This window comes from Agrobacterium sp. H141, assembly GCF_057158725.1.
On record NZ_CM169893.1, the window covers coordinates 179453 to 194846 of the forward strand.

A 15394-nucleotide genomic window follows, 5' to 3' on the forward strand; every position below is an offset into this window, starting at 1 on the left:
TCGTGATTGTCTAGCGTTCTATGATGTCGGCCTCTGTGGGCACAAGGATCTCGCGTTTTCCAGCATGGTTTGCCGGGCTGATCACGCCCTCCTGTTCCATCCGCTCGATCAGTGAGGCGGCACGGTTGTAACCGATACCGAGTCGACGCTGGATATAGGATGTCGAGGCCTTTCCGTCACGCAGCACGATTGCCACAGCCTGATCGTAAGGGTCTTCCGAATCGCCAAGGTTGGATGTGCCGGCCGGGCCTGCACCATCGCCATCCTCATCATCGTCAATAGTGATCGATTCCAGATATTGCGGGCTGCCCTGGGTCTTCAGATAAGCGACGATTTCCTCGACTTCGTTGTCCGATACAAACGGGCCGTGAACACGCTGGATGCGACCGCCACCGGCCATATAGAGCATGTCACCCATGCCGAGCAGCTGTTCTGCGCCCTGCTCGCCCAGGATCGTGCGACTGTCGATCTTCGACGTCACCTGGAACGAGATACGGGTCGGGAAGTTCGCCTTGATCGTACCGGTGATGACGTCGACGGATGGACGCTGCGTTGCCATGATCACGTGGATGCCGGCAGCACGCGCCATCTGGGCCAGACGCTGGACCGCGCCTTCGATATCCTTGCCGGCAACCATCATCAGATCGGCCATTTCGTCGATAATGACCACGATATAGGGCATTGGCTCGAGATCGAATTCTTCAGTCTCGTAAGTGGCCTCGCCTGTCTGGCGATCAAAACCGGTCTGGACGGTGCGGGTCAGAACCTCGCCCTTTGCAAGGGCCTGCTCGACACGGCTGTTGAAGCCGTCGATATTGCGAACGCCAATCTTGGACATCTTCTTGTAGCGTTCTTCCATCTCGCGCACGGTCCATTTCAGCGCGACAACGGCCTTCTTGGGATCGGTAACGACCGGCGAAAGAAGATGAGGGATGCCATCATAGATGGAGAGTTCGAGCATTTTCGGATCGATCATGATCAAGCGGCATTTCTCCGGAGGCATCCGGTAGACCAGCGACAGGATCATGGTGTTGATCGCGACGGACTTACCGGAGCCGGTCGTACCCGCCACCAGAAGATGCGGCATCTTTGCAAGATCTGCGATGACCGGCTCGCCGCCAATGGTCTTGCCCAGCGCCATGGCGAGCTTTGCCTTGGAATTTTCGAAATCGCGGCTGGCAACCAGTTCGCGCAGGTAAACTGTTTCCCGCGACTGATTGGGAAGCTCGATGCCGATGGCATTGCGGCCAGGAACGACGGCGACGCGTGCAGCGATAGCACTCATCGAACGGGCAATATCGTCCGCCAGGCCGATGACGCGCGAGGATTTGATGCCGGGTGCAGGCTCCAGTTCGTAAAGCGTGACAACAGGGCCTGGACGCACCTGAATGATTTCGCCCTTTACGCCGAAGTCTTCCAGCACGCCTTCCAGCATCCGGGCATTGTGCTCCAGAGCTTCGGCGGAAATGGACACGTCTCTTGTGACCGCCTTCGGCTCGGCAAGAAGGTGCACGGATGGAAGCTGGAAGCCTTCCGGACGGATAAAAGAGTGCTGCGCTTCGCGGTCCACACGGGCGCTTGGCTTTGGCCGTGAGGGCGGGACGACGACGCGCGGGGGCGAGCGATCGCTGCGCGCGGAAAATACGGCATCTTCGTCGTCGTCCGGGAGGATGCCAGCCGGGCGTGGAAGGTCATCCAGTTCAAACCGCCCATCGTCGTCGTAGGCACCGTGATCATCGAGGGATACGGAAGGTGCCGTCACGATCTGGCGCGCGCGCGCGCGCGGAGTTTCCATCTCAACATCCAGCGAGGGTTCATGCCTGATGCCAGTGTCGCGCTGGCGTATCGGATCGTTGACGCCACCAAATTCGTCTTCATTGAAGTCGTAGGGCTGATCGAAAGATTCGCGACTGCGTTCGCGCGCCGTCAGGCCGAACAACCGGCGGGTGCGCGCACGTGCCGTGTACCAGCCATGGGTGATGGCGCCGAGAGCGAGAGCTGCAAAACTGCTGCCGTCGACATCCTCCTCGATCTGCTCTTCCACCTGTCGGCGTGTCGGTTTGGGTTCGGCTTTGACCTGTGGGACATCAGGTGCCTCACGGCCCACAATGCCGGATGCGAAAAGGAAGAGCCATGCTGCTGGTATGGCGAATATGCCGCCCAATATGCTGGCGAGCATTCCCGTGGGGTAAGCGCCGATGAACAGCGAGGGGAAACGTAAAATCATGTCGCCCACCACGCCGCCGATGCCGTTGGGAATGGGCCAAGTGGTCGGAGGCGGAAAGCAGCCTATGACGCCGGCCGACAGGATGGCGCCGAAGAACCAGGCCGTAATGCGCGCGGGGATTCGGTTGATCTGGCGTGTGCCGATGAGCGCAAAGGACCAGGCAAGGATGGGCAGAAGGGCGACAACGCTGGCAAGGCCCAGAAACTGCATGGCGATATCAGCAAAGGCAGCCCCGCCATATCCCAGGATATTGGTGGGCAGATTGTTGGTGGCATAGGAGAAGCTGGGGTCTGAGACATTCCATGTCGCCAGAGCTGCGACGGCCAGAACGAGCGCCAGGAAGAGCCCGAAGCCTGCGAGCGACAGCACCTGCCTCAATACGAATGTGCCTAACACGAAGCGACTGGAGTCATCTTCCAGTGAAGCGGAGCTGCCTCTACTCATTGTCATGCCTGCCCATCTGATAATCACACATCGTTGGAAGTCTCGCGATGGCATTGCCACCCGTCGAGTTCATCTTCCGCTAACGACAGTCTAGAGGTGCAGGGTTAATGTGGCATTAACCATGGGCTGGCCGGAGCCGGTGATGGTCAGCCAAAAACAAAAACCCGGGCCAGAAGGCCCGGGTTCTGTGGCTTGCAATGAAGCCTGTCGGGAGGATCGAATCCTTACTTGGTGAATTCCGGATAGGCTTCGACGCCGATTTCGGAGACATCGAGACCCACCATCTCTTCTTCTTCGCTGACACGGATGCCCATGACGGCTTTCAGGATGAACCAGATGATGAAGGATGCGATGAAGGTGAATGCGCCAATTGCAACGATACCGATAAGCTGCGTACCGTAGCTTCCGGAACCCGACAGAGGCGTGATGAATGTGCCCCAGATACCCGCCACGAGGTGCACCGGGATCGCGCCGACAACGTCGTCGATCTTGAGCTTGTCGAGAAGCGGAACGACGAAGACGACGATAACGCCACCGATGCCGCCGATGAAGAGGGCAGCAGGAACGCTTGGTGCAAGGGGTTCAGCCGTAATGGAAACGAGACCGGCGAGTGCGCCGTTCAGAACCATCGTGACATCGACCTTCTTGTAGATGATCTGCATGAGGATCATCACAACAACAGCACCGGATGCGGCAGCAAGATTGGTGTTGACGAAGATGCGCGATACGTCGCCAGCATCAGCAATGGAGCCCAGAGCAAGCTGCGAGCCGCCGTTGAAGCCGAACCAACCGAGCCAGAGAATAAACGTACCGAGAACCGCGAGCGGGATATTCGAGCCCGGGATCGGAGTTACGCCATTGGCCGTGAATTTGCCCTTGCGTGCACCAAGAAGGATGGCGCCGGAAAGAGCAGCCCAGCCGCCAACCGAGTGAACAAGGGTGGAACCGGCGAAGTCGGAGAAGCCAAGTTCGCTCAACCAGCCAGCGCCCCACTGCCAGGAACCTGTAATCGGATACAGGATGCCGGTCAGGATGACGGTGAAGATCATGAATGGCCACAGCTTGATACGCTCGGCCAGTGTACCGGAGACGATCGAAGCGGTCGTGGCGCAGAATACCATCTGGAAGAACCAGTCGGAGGCAACTGCGTAGCCTGCTTCACCGGTATCAGCACCTGGTGCCGGGAAGTTATAAGGGCCGAATGTGCCGAAGTAACCGCCATCGACGCCCGTATACATCAGATTATAGCCAGTGAACCAGAACATGATACCGCCAACCGCGTAGATGGCGATGTTCTTGAGGCCCTGCATGGACACGTTCTTGGAGCGAACGAGGCCCATTTCCAGCATGGCGAAACCAGCCGCCATGAACATGACGAGGAAACCCATGATGAGGAACAGGACTGTGTTGAAGATCTTGACGACCTCTTCCGGCACTGCCGGTGGCGGAGCAGCATCCTGCGCAAAGGCTGGATATGCCGCAAGGGCCAACATCGACGCAGCGATCCCGACCTTAAGCTTTATATTCTTCATTTGAAATAACTCCCTACCTGAGCTTAAAGCGCTTCGGAATTGGTTTCGCCGGTGCGGATACGAACAGCCTGATCGATCCCATAGACGAAGATCTTGCCGTCGCCGATCTGGCCCGTCTTGGCGGATGTGGCGATGGCTTCGACAGCTTTCTCGACCATTTCGCTGGCAACAGCGATTTCGACCTTCAGTTTCGGCAGAAAGCTTACGGCGTATTCCGTACCGCGATAAATCTCGGTGTGTCCCTTCTGACGTCCGTATCCCTTGACCTCAGTTACCGTCAGGCCCTGGATGCCAACTGCGGTGAGAGCTTCGCGCACCTCATCGAGCTTGAACGGCTTGATTATGGCCATCACAATCTTCATGTGGTTTCCCATCCTTTTTTACCCTCGGCTTGAAGCCGACTCTCCTTGCCGCCAAGACCCTGTCGAGACTTGGCAACTGGGCTCTTACATTCAAATGCTGTGCCAGATGGGTGATTCGCGTTTTAACTAGCTGAAAATATTTACGTTTTATTAATTTTGGCAGAAGTGCGGCCGATGATGTGAACCGATTTGCCTAAATAGTAGGCGTTTTTTAGCTAGCCTTCGGGGCGCACAAAAGATGATCATAATTTAGACGGCTCGGCGCGATCGTATCAATTGACAAGATTGCACGCTGTCCTGCGTCTGTTTCCCGATATGGTCAGAACGTAAAAAGGGCCGGAGAATTTCTCCGGCCCGCCATTAAGACGCTTTCGGTAAAAAGGCGTGTTAGTTGTGGTAGGCGACTTCGCCGTGTGATGCGAGGTCAAGACCTTCGCGCTCGGCTTCGACCGGAACACGCAGGCCGACCACGATATCGGTGATCTTGTACAAGATCACCGAACCGATGCCGCACCACAGGATGGTGACGATGACGGCTTCAAGCTGGATCATGAACTGGCCAGCCATGGTGACGCCTTCGGCGTAACCGATGCCACCCAGCGAGGCGGAAGCAAAGATACCCGTGGCCAAGGCACCGAAGAGGCCGCCAATGCCGTGGACGCCGAACACGTCAGCGGTGTCATCGTAGCCGAACTTGTTCTTCACCACCGAGACGAAGAAGTAGCACAGCGGCGATACGATGAGGCCCATGACGATCGCACCCATCGGACCGGCAATACCGGCGGCAGGTGTGATGGCAACCAGACCTGCAATCATGCCCGATGCTGCACCGAGCATCGATGCCTTGCCGCGGGTGAGGGCTTCAACGGCAACCCAGGAGAGAATGGCCGCTGCTGTTGCGATGAAGGTGTTGACGGTTGCGAGCATCGCGCCGCCGGAGGCCTCCAGATTGGAACCGGCGTTGAAGCCGAACCAGCCAACCCACAGCATGGCCGCACCGACGAGGGTGAGGGTCATGGAATGCGGTGCCATCATGTCCTTGCCGTAGCCTGTACGCTTGCCAACCATGATCGCGCCGATCAGGCCTGCAACGCCGGCATTGATGTGAACGACTGTGCCGCCGGCAAAATCAAGTGCGCCCCAGCTGAACAGCAGGCCGTTCGCGTCCCAGACCATATGGGCGATCGGGAAGTAGACGAATGTCACCCAAAGCAGGCAGAAGACGATCGCGGCTGAGAACTTGATGCGTTCTGCGAAGGCACCAACGATCAGCGCCGGCGTAATGGCGGCGAAGGTCATCTGAAACAGAATGAAGATGTATTCCGGAATGACGGCATCGGAGAAGGTTGCTGCCGTGGAATCCATATTCACGCCAGACAGGAAGAGCTTGGCTGTGCCGCCGAAGAAGGCGTTTTCCGAGCCGCCAAAGGCGAAGGAATAACCGTAAATCACCCAGGCCAGCATGATGGCTGCGCCGATCACGGTGCATTGCATCAGAACCGACAACATGTTTTTCGCCCGAACGAGGCCGCCATAAAACAGTGCAAGACCGGGTACGAGCATGAACAGCACGAGAATGGTGCAGAGGAACATGAAGGCTGTGTCGCCCTTGTCCGGCACCGGTGCAGCCTCTACGGCAGCAGGTGCTGTTTCCTGGGCAAAGGCAATAGCCGGTGCCAGCAGCATGGACGCTGTAGCGCCAAGCCGTGCACAGGTTGAAGACAATCTAGAAAATGACATTGAAACGAGCTCCCTTGCCGCCGTTTTACAAAGCTTCGGAATTGGTTTCGCCGGTGCGGATACGCACGGCCTGTTCGATCGAATAGACGAAGATCTTTCCGTCGCCAATCTGACCGGTCTTGGCAGCGGTCGCGATCGCCTCGACGGTCTTTTCCACGATCTCATCAGCGACCGCGACTTCGATCTTGATTTTCGGCAGGAAGCTCACGGCATACTCGGTGCCGCGGTAAATTTCGGTATGTCCTTTTTGCCGGCCGTATCCCTTAACCTCGGTTACGGTCAGGCCCTGGATGCCGACGCCGGTCAGGGCTTCGCGCACCTCGTCAAGCTTGAAGGGCTTGATAATAGCCATTACGATTTTCATTGGATCACCATCCTCTTCATGCCGGCCTCGGAGGCCGGCTTCCCATGCTCTCGGCGACTTTGAAAATGCCGGCAGGTGTCACTCAGTATTCAAACCGCGTGCCAGTTCGTTTCGGCTATGCAAGCCATTGAAAAATAACGCTTATAAAAAATTATGCCGAATTGGTGGGCAGATGTTGCGTCGATTTTGAGCATTTGCAAGTGGTAAATGTGCGAGTTGCCTATAATTTAGGCTTCTGCATTTTTGCGGATCAAACCTTCCTGGGCAACAGATGCAATCAATGCTCCTGATGCACTATAAAGGCTACCGCGCGTCATCCCTCTTGCGCCTGATGCGCTTGGGCTGTCCTGAGCGTAAAGGACCCATCCATCCAGCTTGCACGGTCGGTGAAACCACATGGCATGGTCGAGGCTCGCTGCCTGTATATCAGGATCAAAGATGGATGTGCCGTGGGCATAGAGCGATGTATCCAGCAAGGTCATATCGGACAGGTATGCCAGTACTGCAGTTTGATAGTGACGAACTTCCGGCACCGGACCTGTTGTGCGCACCCAGATGCGGGCCTCAGGCGCGAGTTTTTCCTTGGACGTGTAGTGCGTCATTGAGGTCGGTCGAATTTCGATTGGCCGTTCCCGACCCCAATATTTGCGCACGGCATCCGGAGCATTGGCCAGAAAGACTTCCCTGAATTCTGCTTCCGGCATCATCTCGTCTGGGGGAGCCACGTCCGGCATGTCCAGCTGGTGGTCAAAACCGGGTTCATCAAGCTGAAAGGAGGCGGACATGGAAAAGATCGCCTTCCCATGCTGAATGGCCACGACACGCCGCGTGGTGAAGCTCTTTCCATCGCGAATTCTCTCCACCTCATAGATAATGGGGATTGAAGGATCGCCCGGGCGCATGAAATAGCCATGCAGCGAGTGGACAAAGCGGTCCGGATCGACGCAGCGCTGAGCGGCCATCAGGGCCTGTGCGATCACCTGTCCACCGAACACCCTTTGCCAACCGACCTGCGGGCTCATGCCGCGAAACAGGTTTTCTTCGAGCTTCTCCAGATCCAGCGTTCTGATCAGTTCATCCATGGAAGAGCGCTGTTCGGTGGGCTGCGACATTTTGAAAAGCTCGCGTTGTAGGAAGCTGTGAAAGCTTGGTCTATATAGGAGGTCAATATGAAACAAGTCTCAAGGGAGCGCGTCATGCTGGATCTGTTGGTCGTCGGTGGCGGATATGTCGGTCTGGCGGTTGCGGTTGCCGTCAAACAGGCGGCGCCACATCTTTCAGTCGAGGTGGTGGAGGCAGCCCCTCAGATGGTCTGGAAGAAGGACCCTCGCGCCTCCGCCATCATCGCTGCGGCAAGCCGAATGTTCGAAGTGTTCGGTCTCTGGGACGAGATCCTGCCCGAGGCGCAGCCTATCAATCGCATGATTGTCACCGATTCCAAGGCCGGAGATCCGGTTCGCCCTATTTTCCTGACCTTTGATGGCGTGGTCGAAGACGGACAACCCTTTGCGCATATGGTCCCGAATAGTGCCATGGTCGGCGCCTTGCTCGGTGCCTGTGAGCGATTGGGTATCGCTATCCGAAACAATGCCAGGGCAAGCGATCTGAAAAACGATCAGGGTGCGGCCGAGCTGACACTGATGGATGGAACGGTTCTGAGATCGAAGCTCGTCGTTGCCTGCGACGGTGTCCGCTCTAAACTGCGCGATCTCGCCGGTATCAAGGTGGTCAAGTGGGACTACGGCCAGTCGGGCATCGTTACGACCGTGGAACATGAGCGTCCCCATGAGGGCTGTGCGGAAGAGCATTTCCTGCCCGCCGGTCCATTCGCGATCCTGCCATTGAAGGGTAATCGCTCATCACTGGTCTGGACCGAGAGAACTGCTGATGCCGACCGCCTCGTTGCGGCGGACGATCTGGTCTTCGAAGAAGAACTCGAGCGCAGGTTCGGACATAAGCTGGGTGCCATTACGGCCGTTGCGGATCGCCGGGCATTTCCCTTGGGGCTTACGCTGTCACGCTCGTTCATTGCACCGAGGCTCGCACTTGCCGGTGATGCGGCGCATGGTATCCACCCGATTTCCGGGCAAGGTCTCAATCTGGGCTTCAAGGATGTGGCAGCGCTTGCCGAGACGATTGTCGATGCCGACCGACTGGGCCTCGATATCGGTTCGGTCAATGTGCTGGAGCGCTATCAGTCCTGGCGCCGCTTCGACACGTTCAGAATGGGTGTGACAACGGATGTTCTGAACCGGATGTTCTCGAATGATTTTGCCCCCTTGCGCGCCGTTCGCGATCTTGGGCTTGGGCTTGTCGACCGAGTTCCGGGGCTGAAAAACTATTTTATCGGCGAAGCTGCCGGATTGAAGCCTGGAGGGCCCAAGCTGCTCGCGGGGCACGGCATCTAAGAGACGAGATCAGCCTGTCAGCCCTCGATCTTGCGGGCTTCCGAAATGAGCATGATGGGAATGCCATCACGGATGGGGTATGCCAGCCTGGCTACTTCAGACACCAGCTCGTTCTTCTCCTTGTCGTAAGACAACCTTCCCTTGGTCAGCGGGCAGACGAGAAGCTCAAGAAGCTTGGGATCGACGCGACTGATGCGCTCGTCCATCTGTGTCGTCCTTTATTGGATCATGTTGTCGGAATCGCCGAAATCGCGGGCGAGAACGATCTCGGTGATGGCGATCAGCGTTTCCGCGCGGGTTTTCAGATCCGGCGCTTCCAGTAGAGCCTGCTTTTCCGGCGCGCCGAACGGCGCCATCATCGACAGGGAGTTTACCAGAGTCAGATTGCTGGCCTTTTCAATGCTTTCCCAGTCTGCCTCAAGTTTGTTGGCAACAAGATAGCTTTTGAAGGACGCCAAAAGTGCTGAACGATCAACGGAAGTCTGTTCTTCCTGGCAGGCAAGATCGGTGATGAAAGGCGTTATGCGATAGGAGCGGTAGGGCTTGTGACCGGTGATCTCATCGATCAGGCGGAAGCGGCATACACCCTCCAGCGAGACGATGTAGCGGCCGTCGCCCGATTCCGCCAAAGAGGTGATCCGTCCGATACAGCCAACCTGACACAGGTCGGGGTGCTCGCCCTTGACGGCACCCTCATGCATGGCCGGCTGCACCATGCCGATAAGCCGGTTGGACGAAAGAGCCGCGTCAAACATGGCGATATAGCGCGGCTCGAATATGTTGAGCGGCAGATGGCCAGCGGGCAGCAGCAAGGCACCGGTCAGGGGGAAAACCGGCAGGCTGTCCGGCAGGTCTTTTTCCGTTAGATATCGGGCATTTCCGACTTGCATCGCCCACTCCATTCCGTTTCCGGCGCCCCGAAACCTAGCGTTTCGGGAGGCTATCAGTGTGTTGTTGCCGCCGCGCTTAGGAAAACAGCAGCGCCGACAGTCTGCGCCGCGCCGCAATCGTCGCCGGGTCCTTTGGGCCCCATACATCGAACAGTTCCAGTAGTTCGCGGCGTGCGAGATCGTCTTCAAACGTGCGGTCACGTTTCATGATGGTCAAAAGGTGCTCGGCGGCCTCGTCGCGTTTGCCCTGAACGTTGAGGATCTTCGACAGTTTAAGGCGTGCGGCATGATCGTCGGGATCGGCAGCGATCGCTTTTTCAAGCGCTGCCGGATCGCCCAGCTTCTTCACCTCGTCGATCTGGTTCAGCTGCTTGATCGCCATCTGGATGTCGTGATCGGCCTTCAACTCGTCCGGCACACTGTCCAGCAGTTCACGGGCGTGTTCTTCCTGACCAACGGCAATCATGCACTGGGCGAGCCCGGCGACAGCCTTCGCGCTGGTCGGATCGGCCTGCATGACTGCGCCATAAAGCTGGGCTGCCTGCTGAATGTCGCCCTGATCGAAAAGCTGCTTTGCCTCCTCAATCGCTGCTTCGAGCTGCGCTCCCGCATCATCCGCGCCTGTACCGCCGAGCTTTTCGATGAATTCGCGCACCTGGCTCTCGGGCAATGCACCCATGAAGCCATCCGCTGGACGTCCATCGACAAAAGCAACAATTGCCGGGATAGACTGGATGCCGAGCTGGCCCGGGATCGAGGGGTGGTCATCAATGTTCAGTTTAACCAGCTTCACGCGCCCACCAGCTTCATTGACGACCTTTTCGAGAACAGGGGTCAATTGCTTGCACGGTCCGCACCACGGCGCCCAGAAATCGACGAGCACTGGCTGGTTGCGCGAGTCTTCAACCACATCCTTGGCGAAGCCGGCAGTGGTCGTATCCTTCACGTGATTGCCAGAGGGCGCAGGTCCGGCAGCCGGCGCGACGCCAAAGGTCGCCTGACCTGTCATCTGCTGCCCGGAAAAACCGCCATAGGGGTTGCTGCTATCACTCATCGAAATTCTCCCGCCGTCTCTGAGGCCTGCAAAGACCTTTAACCGTTACCCTACAGATCGTATGTCAGGCTGAAACTTTCAAGACAAGCGGCGTGTGGCCCGTGGCTTCGATAAAGCGCAACAGGTCGTCCCGCGCAATCGATGTGGTGGCATCGTTGGAAAGAGGATGGCAGTTGATGATCTCCTCCTTCATCAATTCTTCGTCCAGAATGAAGGTTACGTTGTTTCCGGTGTCGTTGATGGCGGCGAGGGCCGTGACTGAGCCTGGCGTTACGCCCAGATATTCCATCAGCTTTTCGGGTTTTCCGAAAGACACACGGCTTGAAGCGCCGATGATCGTATGGATGGTCTTCAGATCAACGATTGCGTGCTCTTCCACCGTGAGCAGAAAAAAACGGTCCTTCTTATCCTTCACAAACAGGTTCTTCGTGTGGCCGCCGGGTATCTCGTCTCTGAGCGATACTGATTCTGCCACCGTGAAGACAGGCTCATGGGTTTTGGTCTTATGCGTTATGTTCAGGTCGTCCAAAAGGCGAAAGAGGTCATCAGCGGTCTTGGGCACGGGCAGTCCTCTGTGATTGTTTAAAGGGCTTGGAAGGCCCGGGATTTTTAGGGGCGCTAGCGGCAATTGGCAACTGTAGCAATGCTTTGGCGCAGGTGCAGAAAGGGCGGCTCTCACGGCTGAATAATTTTTCTTCCAGAATCCGTCATTTCCCTGTTGCATTTGAAAATCGTTTGAGCGATATAGCGCCCGTCGCCGCAACGTGGTTGACCTTCGATCCAGAGCATACCCCCGGATCGTCGCTGTGAGCGGGTGTAGCTCAGGGGTAGAGCACAACCTTGCCAAGGTTGGGGTCGAGCGTTCGAATCGCTTCACCCGCTCCAATTTTCTCCCGAATAGCAGTATTGAAAATATTGGCTCGCCTCGGGCGAAGGCAATATTCATGCCTTCGCGAAAATGTAATCGGTTTCCTGGCGCAGCATGTCTCCTGGCCGCAAAATAGCCTTGGGGAAATTGCTGTGATTGACGGCGTCCGGCCAGATCTGCGTTTCCAGACAAAACCCGCCGAATGGTTGATGGTGGCGGCCGTCGAGGCCCGGCACCGGCACATCCAGTGATCCGCCGATATAGAATTGAACGCCGGGCTCGGTCGAGCGGACATCAAGGCTAACGCCGGATGCAAGGCTTTCAACCCGCGCGATGCTGCGTTTCTCTGTGCGTTCGGCGGACAAGCAGAAATTATGGTCGAAAGGCACTTGCTTGCCGTTTTCACCCCTGCGGATAGGCGCAATTTCACGAAAATCGAATGGTGTTTTCTCGACTGAACGCTGTTCACCCGTCGGTATGAGCTTGTCGTCAACGGGAAGATAATGCTTGGCGGCGATCATGATCCGATGATCGAGAATCGTATCGCCACCATCCAGATTGAAATAGGAATGATGGCAGATATTGGCGGGTGTCGGTTGATCCGTGATGGTTTCATGCGTGACGGAAAAAATGCCGCCTTCCTTCAATCGGTAGGTGGTCTTCACAGTGCAGTTGCCGGGATAACCGCCCCGGCCGTCAGGATCGGTAAATGTCAGGACGGCGTAATCGCTTCCATAGTCAACGAGTTCCCAAGTATTGACCCCCATGCCATCGCCGCCGCCATGAAGGTGGCCATAGCCGCCTTCGTTCAGGTCAAGCTGGTAGCTTTTGCCGTCGATCGTCATGCGACCATTGGCGATGCGGTTGGCGTAGCGACCCGGCGTGGTGCCGAAGTAAGGGGAATGGGCCAGATAGTCGCTGAAGCGTTCGAAGCCGAGCACGAGAGAAGGTTCATGGCCGTCGAGGCGCAGATCCTGAAGCACTCCACCCCAGGTCAGGATGGAGGCCTTCAGGCCACCGCCTGATAAATGGATGCGGTGAACCGGTTGGCCTTTCTTATCCGTTCCAAAAAGCTCAAGCTTTGACTGATCGCTTGTCACGTTGTTATTCCTCCCCTTGAATGCCTAGCTGCCCGTCTTTCCGATGGCCTTCAGCTCGTATGGCGTGGTCTGATAGATTTCGTTGATCCAGTTTCCGAAAAAAAGGTGGGCATGGCTGCGCCAGCGGTTTTGCGGCGGCCGGTCCGGATTATCTCCGGGAAAATAATTGAAGGGCGGCTTGATCGGCGCGCCCGTCTCCACGTCGCGGAAATATTCATCTGCGAGAGAGGTGGAATCATATTCGACATGGTTGAACATGTAGAGGCGCCTGGATGCTTCTTCCTGAACAAGGCAGACACCCATTTCATCCGATTCCATCAGAATCTCGAGGCCCTCAACCTTCTCGATGTCGGCTCTTCGAACTTCTGTCCATCTCGATACCGGGATCTGGAAATCATCGGAGAACCCACTGAGATAGACGGATGACGGCTTGAGGTTCTGATGACGATAGACACCGAAGGCCTTTTCACCGAGCGCATATTTCGGCACGCCATGAAAATGATAGATCGCAGCCATCGCACCCCAGCAGATATTCAGCGTGGAGTGAACATTGGTCTTTGTCCAATCGAGGATCTGGCACATTTCATCCCAGTAGGTCACATCCTCAAAGGGGAGCGTTTCAATCGGAGCGCCGGTGATGATGAAGCCGTCGAACTGACGGTCCTTCACTTCATCCCAGGTTTCATAGAATGAGAGCAGGTGCTCTTCCGGCGTGTTTTTGGCCCTGTGCCCGCCGATGCGGATGAGCGAAAACTCCACCTGAAGCGGTGATGCGCCGACCAGTCTTGCGATCTGAAGCTCTGTCTTGATCTTGTTCGGCATGAGGTTGAGGAGGCCGATTTGCAAGGGGCGGATGTCCTGGCGGATCGCTTCGGTTTCCGTCATGACGCGCACGCCCTCATCAAGGAGGGTTTCGAAGGCTGGTAGCGTATCGGGGATCTTGATCGGCATATTTGGCTCGACTTTCCTTCTCGTCGCGGAATACCGCGTACAAAAATCCGGCCGCTTGGTGATCGCCACCGGTTCCGGGAAGTCTGTCAACTTGCCACGGCCCTTTAGCGATTTGTTTAACGTGGCTGCAAGCCGGCCGGCCAAATCACCACGATCAGCAGCTTTGATAGCTCTGCCGCAGCAGGTGGTCAACGAAAAAGCATGATGCAACCTGTGCTGTTCGGGCTTGACCCGGAGGGGGTGCTGACTACATAAGACGCGTGGCCGGGTTTCTTCGCCTTGCGCGGACCACATAATTTTATGCCCGGCATCGCTCTCAGCCGAAAGCGAAATAGCACCTGAAGAGTGCCGTCGTTCATACCGCCTTATCGGCGGGCACGAACTATGTGTTACCTCAAACGAAGGAGACAACGTGCAAGTTATTGTCCGTGACAACAATGTAGACCAGGCGTTGCGTGCGCTGAAAAAGAAGATGCAGCGCGAAGGCCTTTTCCGTGAAATGAAGGCTCGCCAAGCCTATGAGAAGCCATCTGCTCGCCGCGCTCGCGAAAAGGCAGAAGGCATCAGCCGCATGCGCAAGCTGGCCCGCAAGAAAGCACAGCGCGAAGGGCTGATTCCGGGACCTCGCAAAAAAGTAGCTGCAGGGCGGTAATCGCGCCCATTTGCGTGAGATATGATCGCATCGGTCTTAGATCGATCTGGCAACAAGGGTGAAGGCGCCGCGTTTTGGTACTTCTATACAGTACCGCTGTTTCGATGCGCCTTTCCCTTTTGCGTAAAGATGCGCTAAGGGCTCGTTTCATGAACGAACCCGCTTTTACAATCCTTCTTGGTGGAATGCTGACGCCTTCGGAACGGCTTAAACAAGTCGTCGCCGACACGCGCGCCATTGCCGCTGATGGTGGCATGCGTCACGCGAAAATGCTGGGACTTCAGCCTGAGCTTTGGGTTGGCGATTTCGACAGTTCCGATGACCTGCCCGAAAGCGATTATCCCGGCATTTTGAGGATGCCTTATCCGGCCAGAAAGAATGTGACGGACGGGGAGATTGCCGTGGATGAGGCGATAGCCCGAGGGGCGCGCAAGCTTGTTCTGGTGGGCGCGCTTGGCGGTGAGCGCTCCGACCATGCGATGATGCACCTGATTGCCGGTGTCGCATTGGCGAAATCCGGTCTGGACGTGATGATGACCTCGGGCGACGAAGAAGCATATCCGTTGCTTTCAAGGCCCTTGCATCTCGACTTGCCGCAAGGCTCGCTGTTTTCCGTGCTTGGTCTGACAAGGCTTGAAGGCCTTACCATTCGCAATGCACGCTACCCGCTCAACGACTTTACCCTTCCATTCGGTTCTTCGCGGACGATTTCGAACGTCGCCGAAGGACCAGTCGAATTCACGCTGGGCAGCGGCGATGCCGTGATCCTTGCGCGCCCTCATGACCTGACCGGAGCCTGAAA

General features: G+C 56.8%; 15 protein-coding genes, 1 tRNA gene and 1 riboswitch. Of the genes, 4 read left to right on the top strand and 12 right to left on the bottom strand.

Annotated elements, in window-relative coordinates:
* Window positions 1–10 precede the first annotated feature (10 nt).
* The 6 genes from ACWPM9_RS00805 to tesB all read right to left on the bottom strand — a co-directional run bounded on the left by ACWPM9_RS00805 (window position 11) and on the right by tesB (window position 7781).
* The gene (locus tag ACWPM9_RS00805) at window positions 11–2671 is read right to left on the bottom strand and encodes an FtsK/SpoIIIE family DNA translocase (protein ID WP_484757560.1); all 2661 of its coding nucleotides are present in this window, start codon (window positions 2669–2671) and stop codon (window positions 11–13) included.
* A gap of 224 nt (window positions 2672–2895) precedes the next feature.
* Window positions 2896–4203 (bottom strand): ammonium transporter, encoded by a 1308-nt coding sequence (amt, locus tag ACWPM9_RS00810; protein ID WP_484756423.1) that lies wholly within the window; start codon window positions 4201–4203, stop codon window positions 2896–2898.
* Window positions 4204–4226: 23 nt separating this feature from the next.
* Complete coding sequence (locus tag ACWPM9_RS00815) at window positions 4227–4577, bottom strand: P-II family nitrogen regulator (protein WP_428188441.1); 351 nt, start codon at window positions 4575–4577, stop codon at window positions 4227–4229.
* A gap of 375 nt (window positions 4578–4952) precedes the next feature.
* Entirely contained in the window at window positions 4953–6305 is a 1353-nt protein-coding gene (locus ACWPM9_RS00820; protein ID WP_428188442.1) for an ammonium transporter, read from the bottom strand.
* A 25-nt stretch (window positions 6306–6330) separates the two neighbouring features.
* Window positions 6331–6669: a P-II family nitrogen regulator gene (locus ACWPM9_RS00825; RefSeq protein WP_428188443.1), complete on the bottom strand. Its 339-nt coding sequence runs from the start codon at window positions 6667–6669 to the stop codon at window positions 6331–6333.
* 227 nt (window positions 6670–6896) lie between these two features.
* Entirely contained in the window at window positions 6897–7781 is an 885-nt protein-coding gene (tesB, locus tag ACWPM9_RS00830; protein WP_484756424.1) for an acyl-CoA thioesterase II, read from the bottom strand.
* 84 nt (window positions 7782–7865) lie between these two features.
* Here tesB and ACWPM9_RS00835 point away from each other — a divergent pair, with 84 nt between their 5' ends.
* Window positions 7866–9077, top strand: a complete 1212-nt coding sequence (locus ACWPM9_RS00835) for a ubiquinone biosynthesis hydroxylase (RefSeq protein ID WP_484757561.1) — start codon at window positions 7866–7868, stop codon at window positions 9075–9077.
* A 17-nt stretch (window positions 9078–9094) separates the two neighbouring features.
* Here the strand turns inward: ACWPM9_RS00835 and ACWPM9_RS00840 are convergent, their stop codons facing one another.
* From ACWPM9_RS00840 to ACWPM9_RS00855, 4 genes are all read right to left on the bottom strand, one after another.
* The gene (locus ACWPM9_RS00840) at window positions 9095–9283 is read right to left on the bottom strand and encodes a Trm112 family protein (RefSeq protein ID WP_428188445.1); all 189 of its coding nucleotides are present in this window, start codon (window positions 9281–9283) and stop codon (window positions 9095–9097) included.
* 12 nt (window positions 9284–9295) lie between these two features.
* Window positions 9296–9967, bottom strand: coding sequence for an LON peptidase substrate-binding domain-containing protein (locus ACWPM9_RS00845; protein ID WP_484756425.1), 672 nt, complete (start codon window positions 9965–9967; stop codon window positions 9296–9298).
* 76 nt (window positions 9968–10043) lie between these two features.
* Complete coding sequence (gene trxA / locus ACWPM9_RS00850) at window positions 10044–11021, bottom strand: thioredoxin (protein WP_428188447.1); 978 nt, start codon at window positions 11019–11021, stop codon at window positions 10044–10046.
* Between the two features lie 64 nt (window positions 11022–11085).
* Window positions 11086–11589: a prolyl-tRNA synthetase associated domain-containing protein gene (locus ACWPM9_RS00855; RefSeq protein ID WP_484757562.1), complete on the bottom strand. Its 504-nt coding sequence runs from the start codon at window positions 11587–11589 to the stop codon at window positions 11086–11088.
* Between the two features lie 242 nt (window positions 11590–11831).
* Between ACWPM9_RS00855 and ACWPM9_RS00860 the strand changes: the two genes are divergently transcribed.
* A tRNA-Gly gene (locus tag ACWPM9_RS00860) sits at window positions 11832–11906 on the top strand.
* A 57-nt stretch (window positions 11907–11963) separates the two neighbouring features.
* Here ACWPM9_RS00860 and ACWPM9_RS00865 read toward each other — a convergent pair.
* Complete coding sequence (locus tag ACWPM9_RS00865; protein WP_484756426.1) at window positions 11964–12989, bottom strand: aldose epimerase family protein; 1026 nt, start codon at window positions 12987–12989, stop codon at window positions 11964–11966.
* A gap of 24 nt (window positions 12990–13013) precedes the next feature.
* Entirely contained in the window at window positions 13014–13940 is a 927-nt protein-coding gene (gene metA / locus ACWPM9_RS00870; protein ID WP_484756427.1) for a homoserine O-acetyltransferase MetA, read from the bottom strand.
* An 84-nt stretch (window positions 13941–14024) separates the two neighbouring features.
* Window positions 14025–14102: riboswitch (SAM riboswitch) on the bottom strand.
* Window positions 14103–14352: 250 nt separating this feature from the next.
* Between metA and rpsU the strand changes: the two genes are divergently transcribed.
* On the top strand, window positions 14353–14592 hold the full coding sequence (rpsU, locus tag ACWPM9_RS00875; RefSeq protein ID WP_428188450.1) for a 30S ribosomal protein S21: 240 nt from the start codon (window positions 14353–14355) through the stop codon (window positions 14590–14592).
* 149 nt (window positions 14593–14741) lie between these two features.
* Entirely contained in the window at window positions 14742–15392 is a 651-nt protein-coding gene (locus tag ACWPM9_RS00880; RefSeq protein WP_484756428.1) for a thiamine diphosphokinase, read from the top strand.
* Window positions 15393–15394 lie beyond the last annotated feature (2 nt).

Excerpts from the sequence above, each read along its gene's own strand:
- ACWPM9_RS00880 (WP_484756428.1), top strand. The coding sequence starts at position 14,742 with ATGAACGAACCCGCTTTTACAATCCTTCTTGGTGGAATGCTGACGCCT.
- tesB (WP_484756424.1), bottom strand. The coding sequence starts at position 7,781 with ATGTCGCAGCCCACCGAACAGCGCTCTTCCATGGATGAACTGATCAGA.
- ACWPM9_RS00815 (WP_428188441.1), bottom strand. The coding sequence starts at position 4,577 with ATGGGAAACCACATGAAGATTGTGATGGCCATAATCAAGCCGTTCAAG.
- trxA (WP_428188447.1), bottom strand. The coding sequence starts at position 11,021 with ATGAGTGATAGCAGCAACCCCTATGGCGGTTTTTCCGGGCAGCAGATG.
- ACWPM9_RS00805 (WP_484757560.1), bottom strand. The coding sequence starts at position 2,671 with ATGAGTAGAGGCAGCTCCGCTTCACTGGAAGATGACTCCAGTCGCTTC.
- amt (WP_484756423.1), bottom strand. The coding sequence starts at position 4,203 with ATGAAGAATATAAAGCTTAAGGTCGGGATCGCTGCGTCGATGTTGGCC.
- metA (WP_484756427.1), bottom strand. The coding sequence starts at position 13,940 with ATGCCGATCAAGATCCCCGATACGCTACCAGCCTTCGAAACCCTCCTT.
- ACWPM9_RS00825 (WP_428188443.1), bottom strand. The coding sequence starts at position 6,669 with ATGAAAATCGTAATGGCTATTATCAAGCCCTTCAAGCTTGACGAGGTG.
- ACWPM9_RS00845 (WP_484756425.1), bottom strand. The coding sequence starts at position 9,967 with ATGCAAGTCGGAAATGCCCGATATCTAACGGAAAAAGACCTGCCGGAC.
- ACWPM9_RS00820 (WP_428188442.1), bottom strand. The coding sequence starts at position 6,305 with ATGTCATTTTCTAGATTGTCTTCAACCTGTGCACGGCTTGGCGCTACA.
- ACWPM9_RS00840 (WP_428188445.1), bottom strand. The coding sequence starts at position 9,283 with ATGGACGAGCGCATCAGTCGCGTCGATCCCAAGCTTCTTGAGCTTCTC.
- ACWPM9_RS00835 (WP_484757561.1), top strand. The coding sequence starts at position 7,866 with ATGCTGGATCTGTTGGTCGTCGGTGGCGGATATGTCGGTCTGGCGGTT.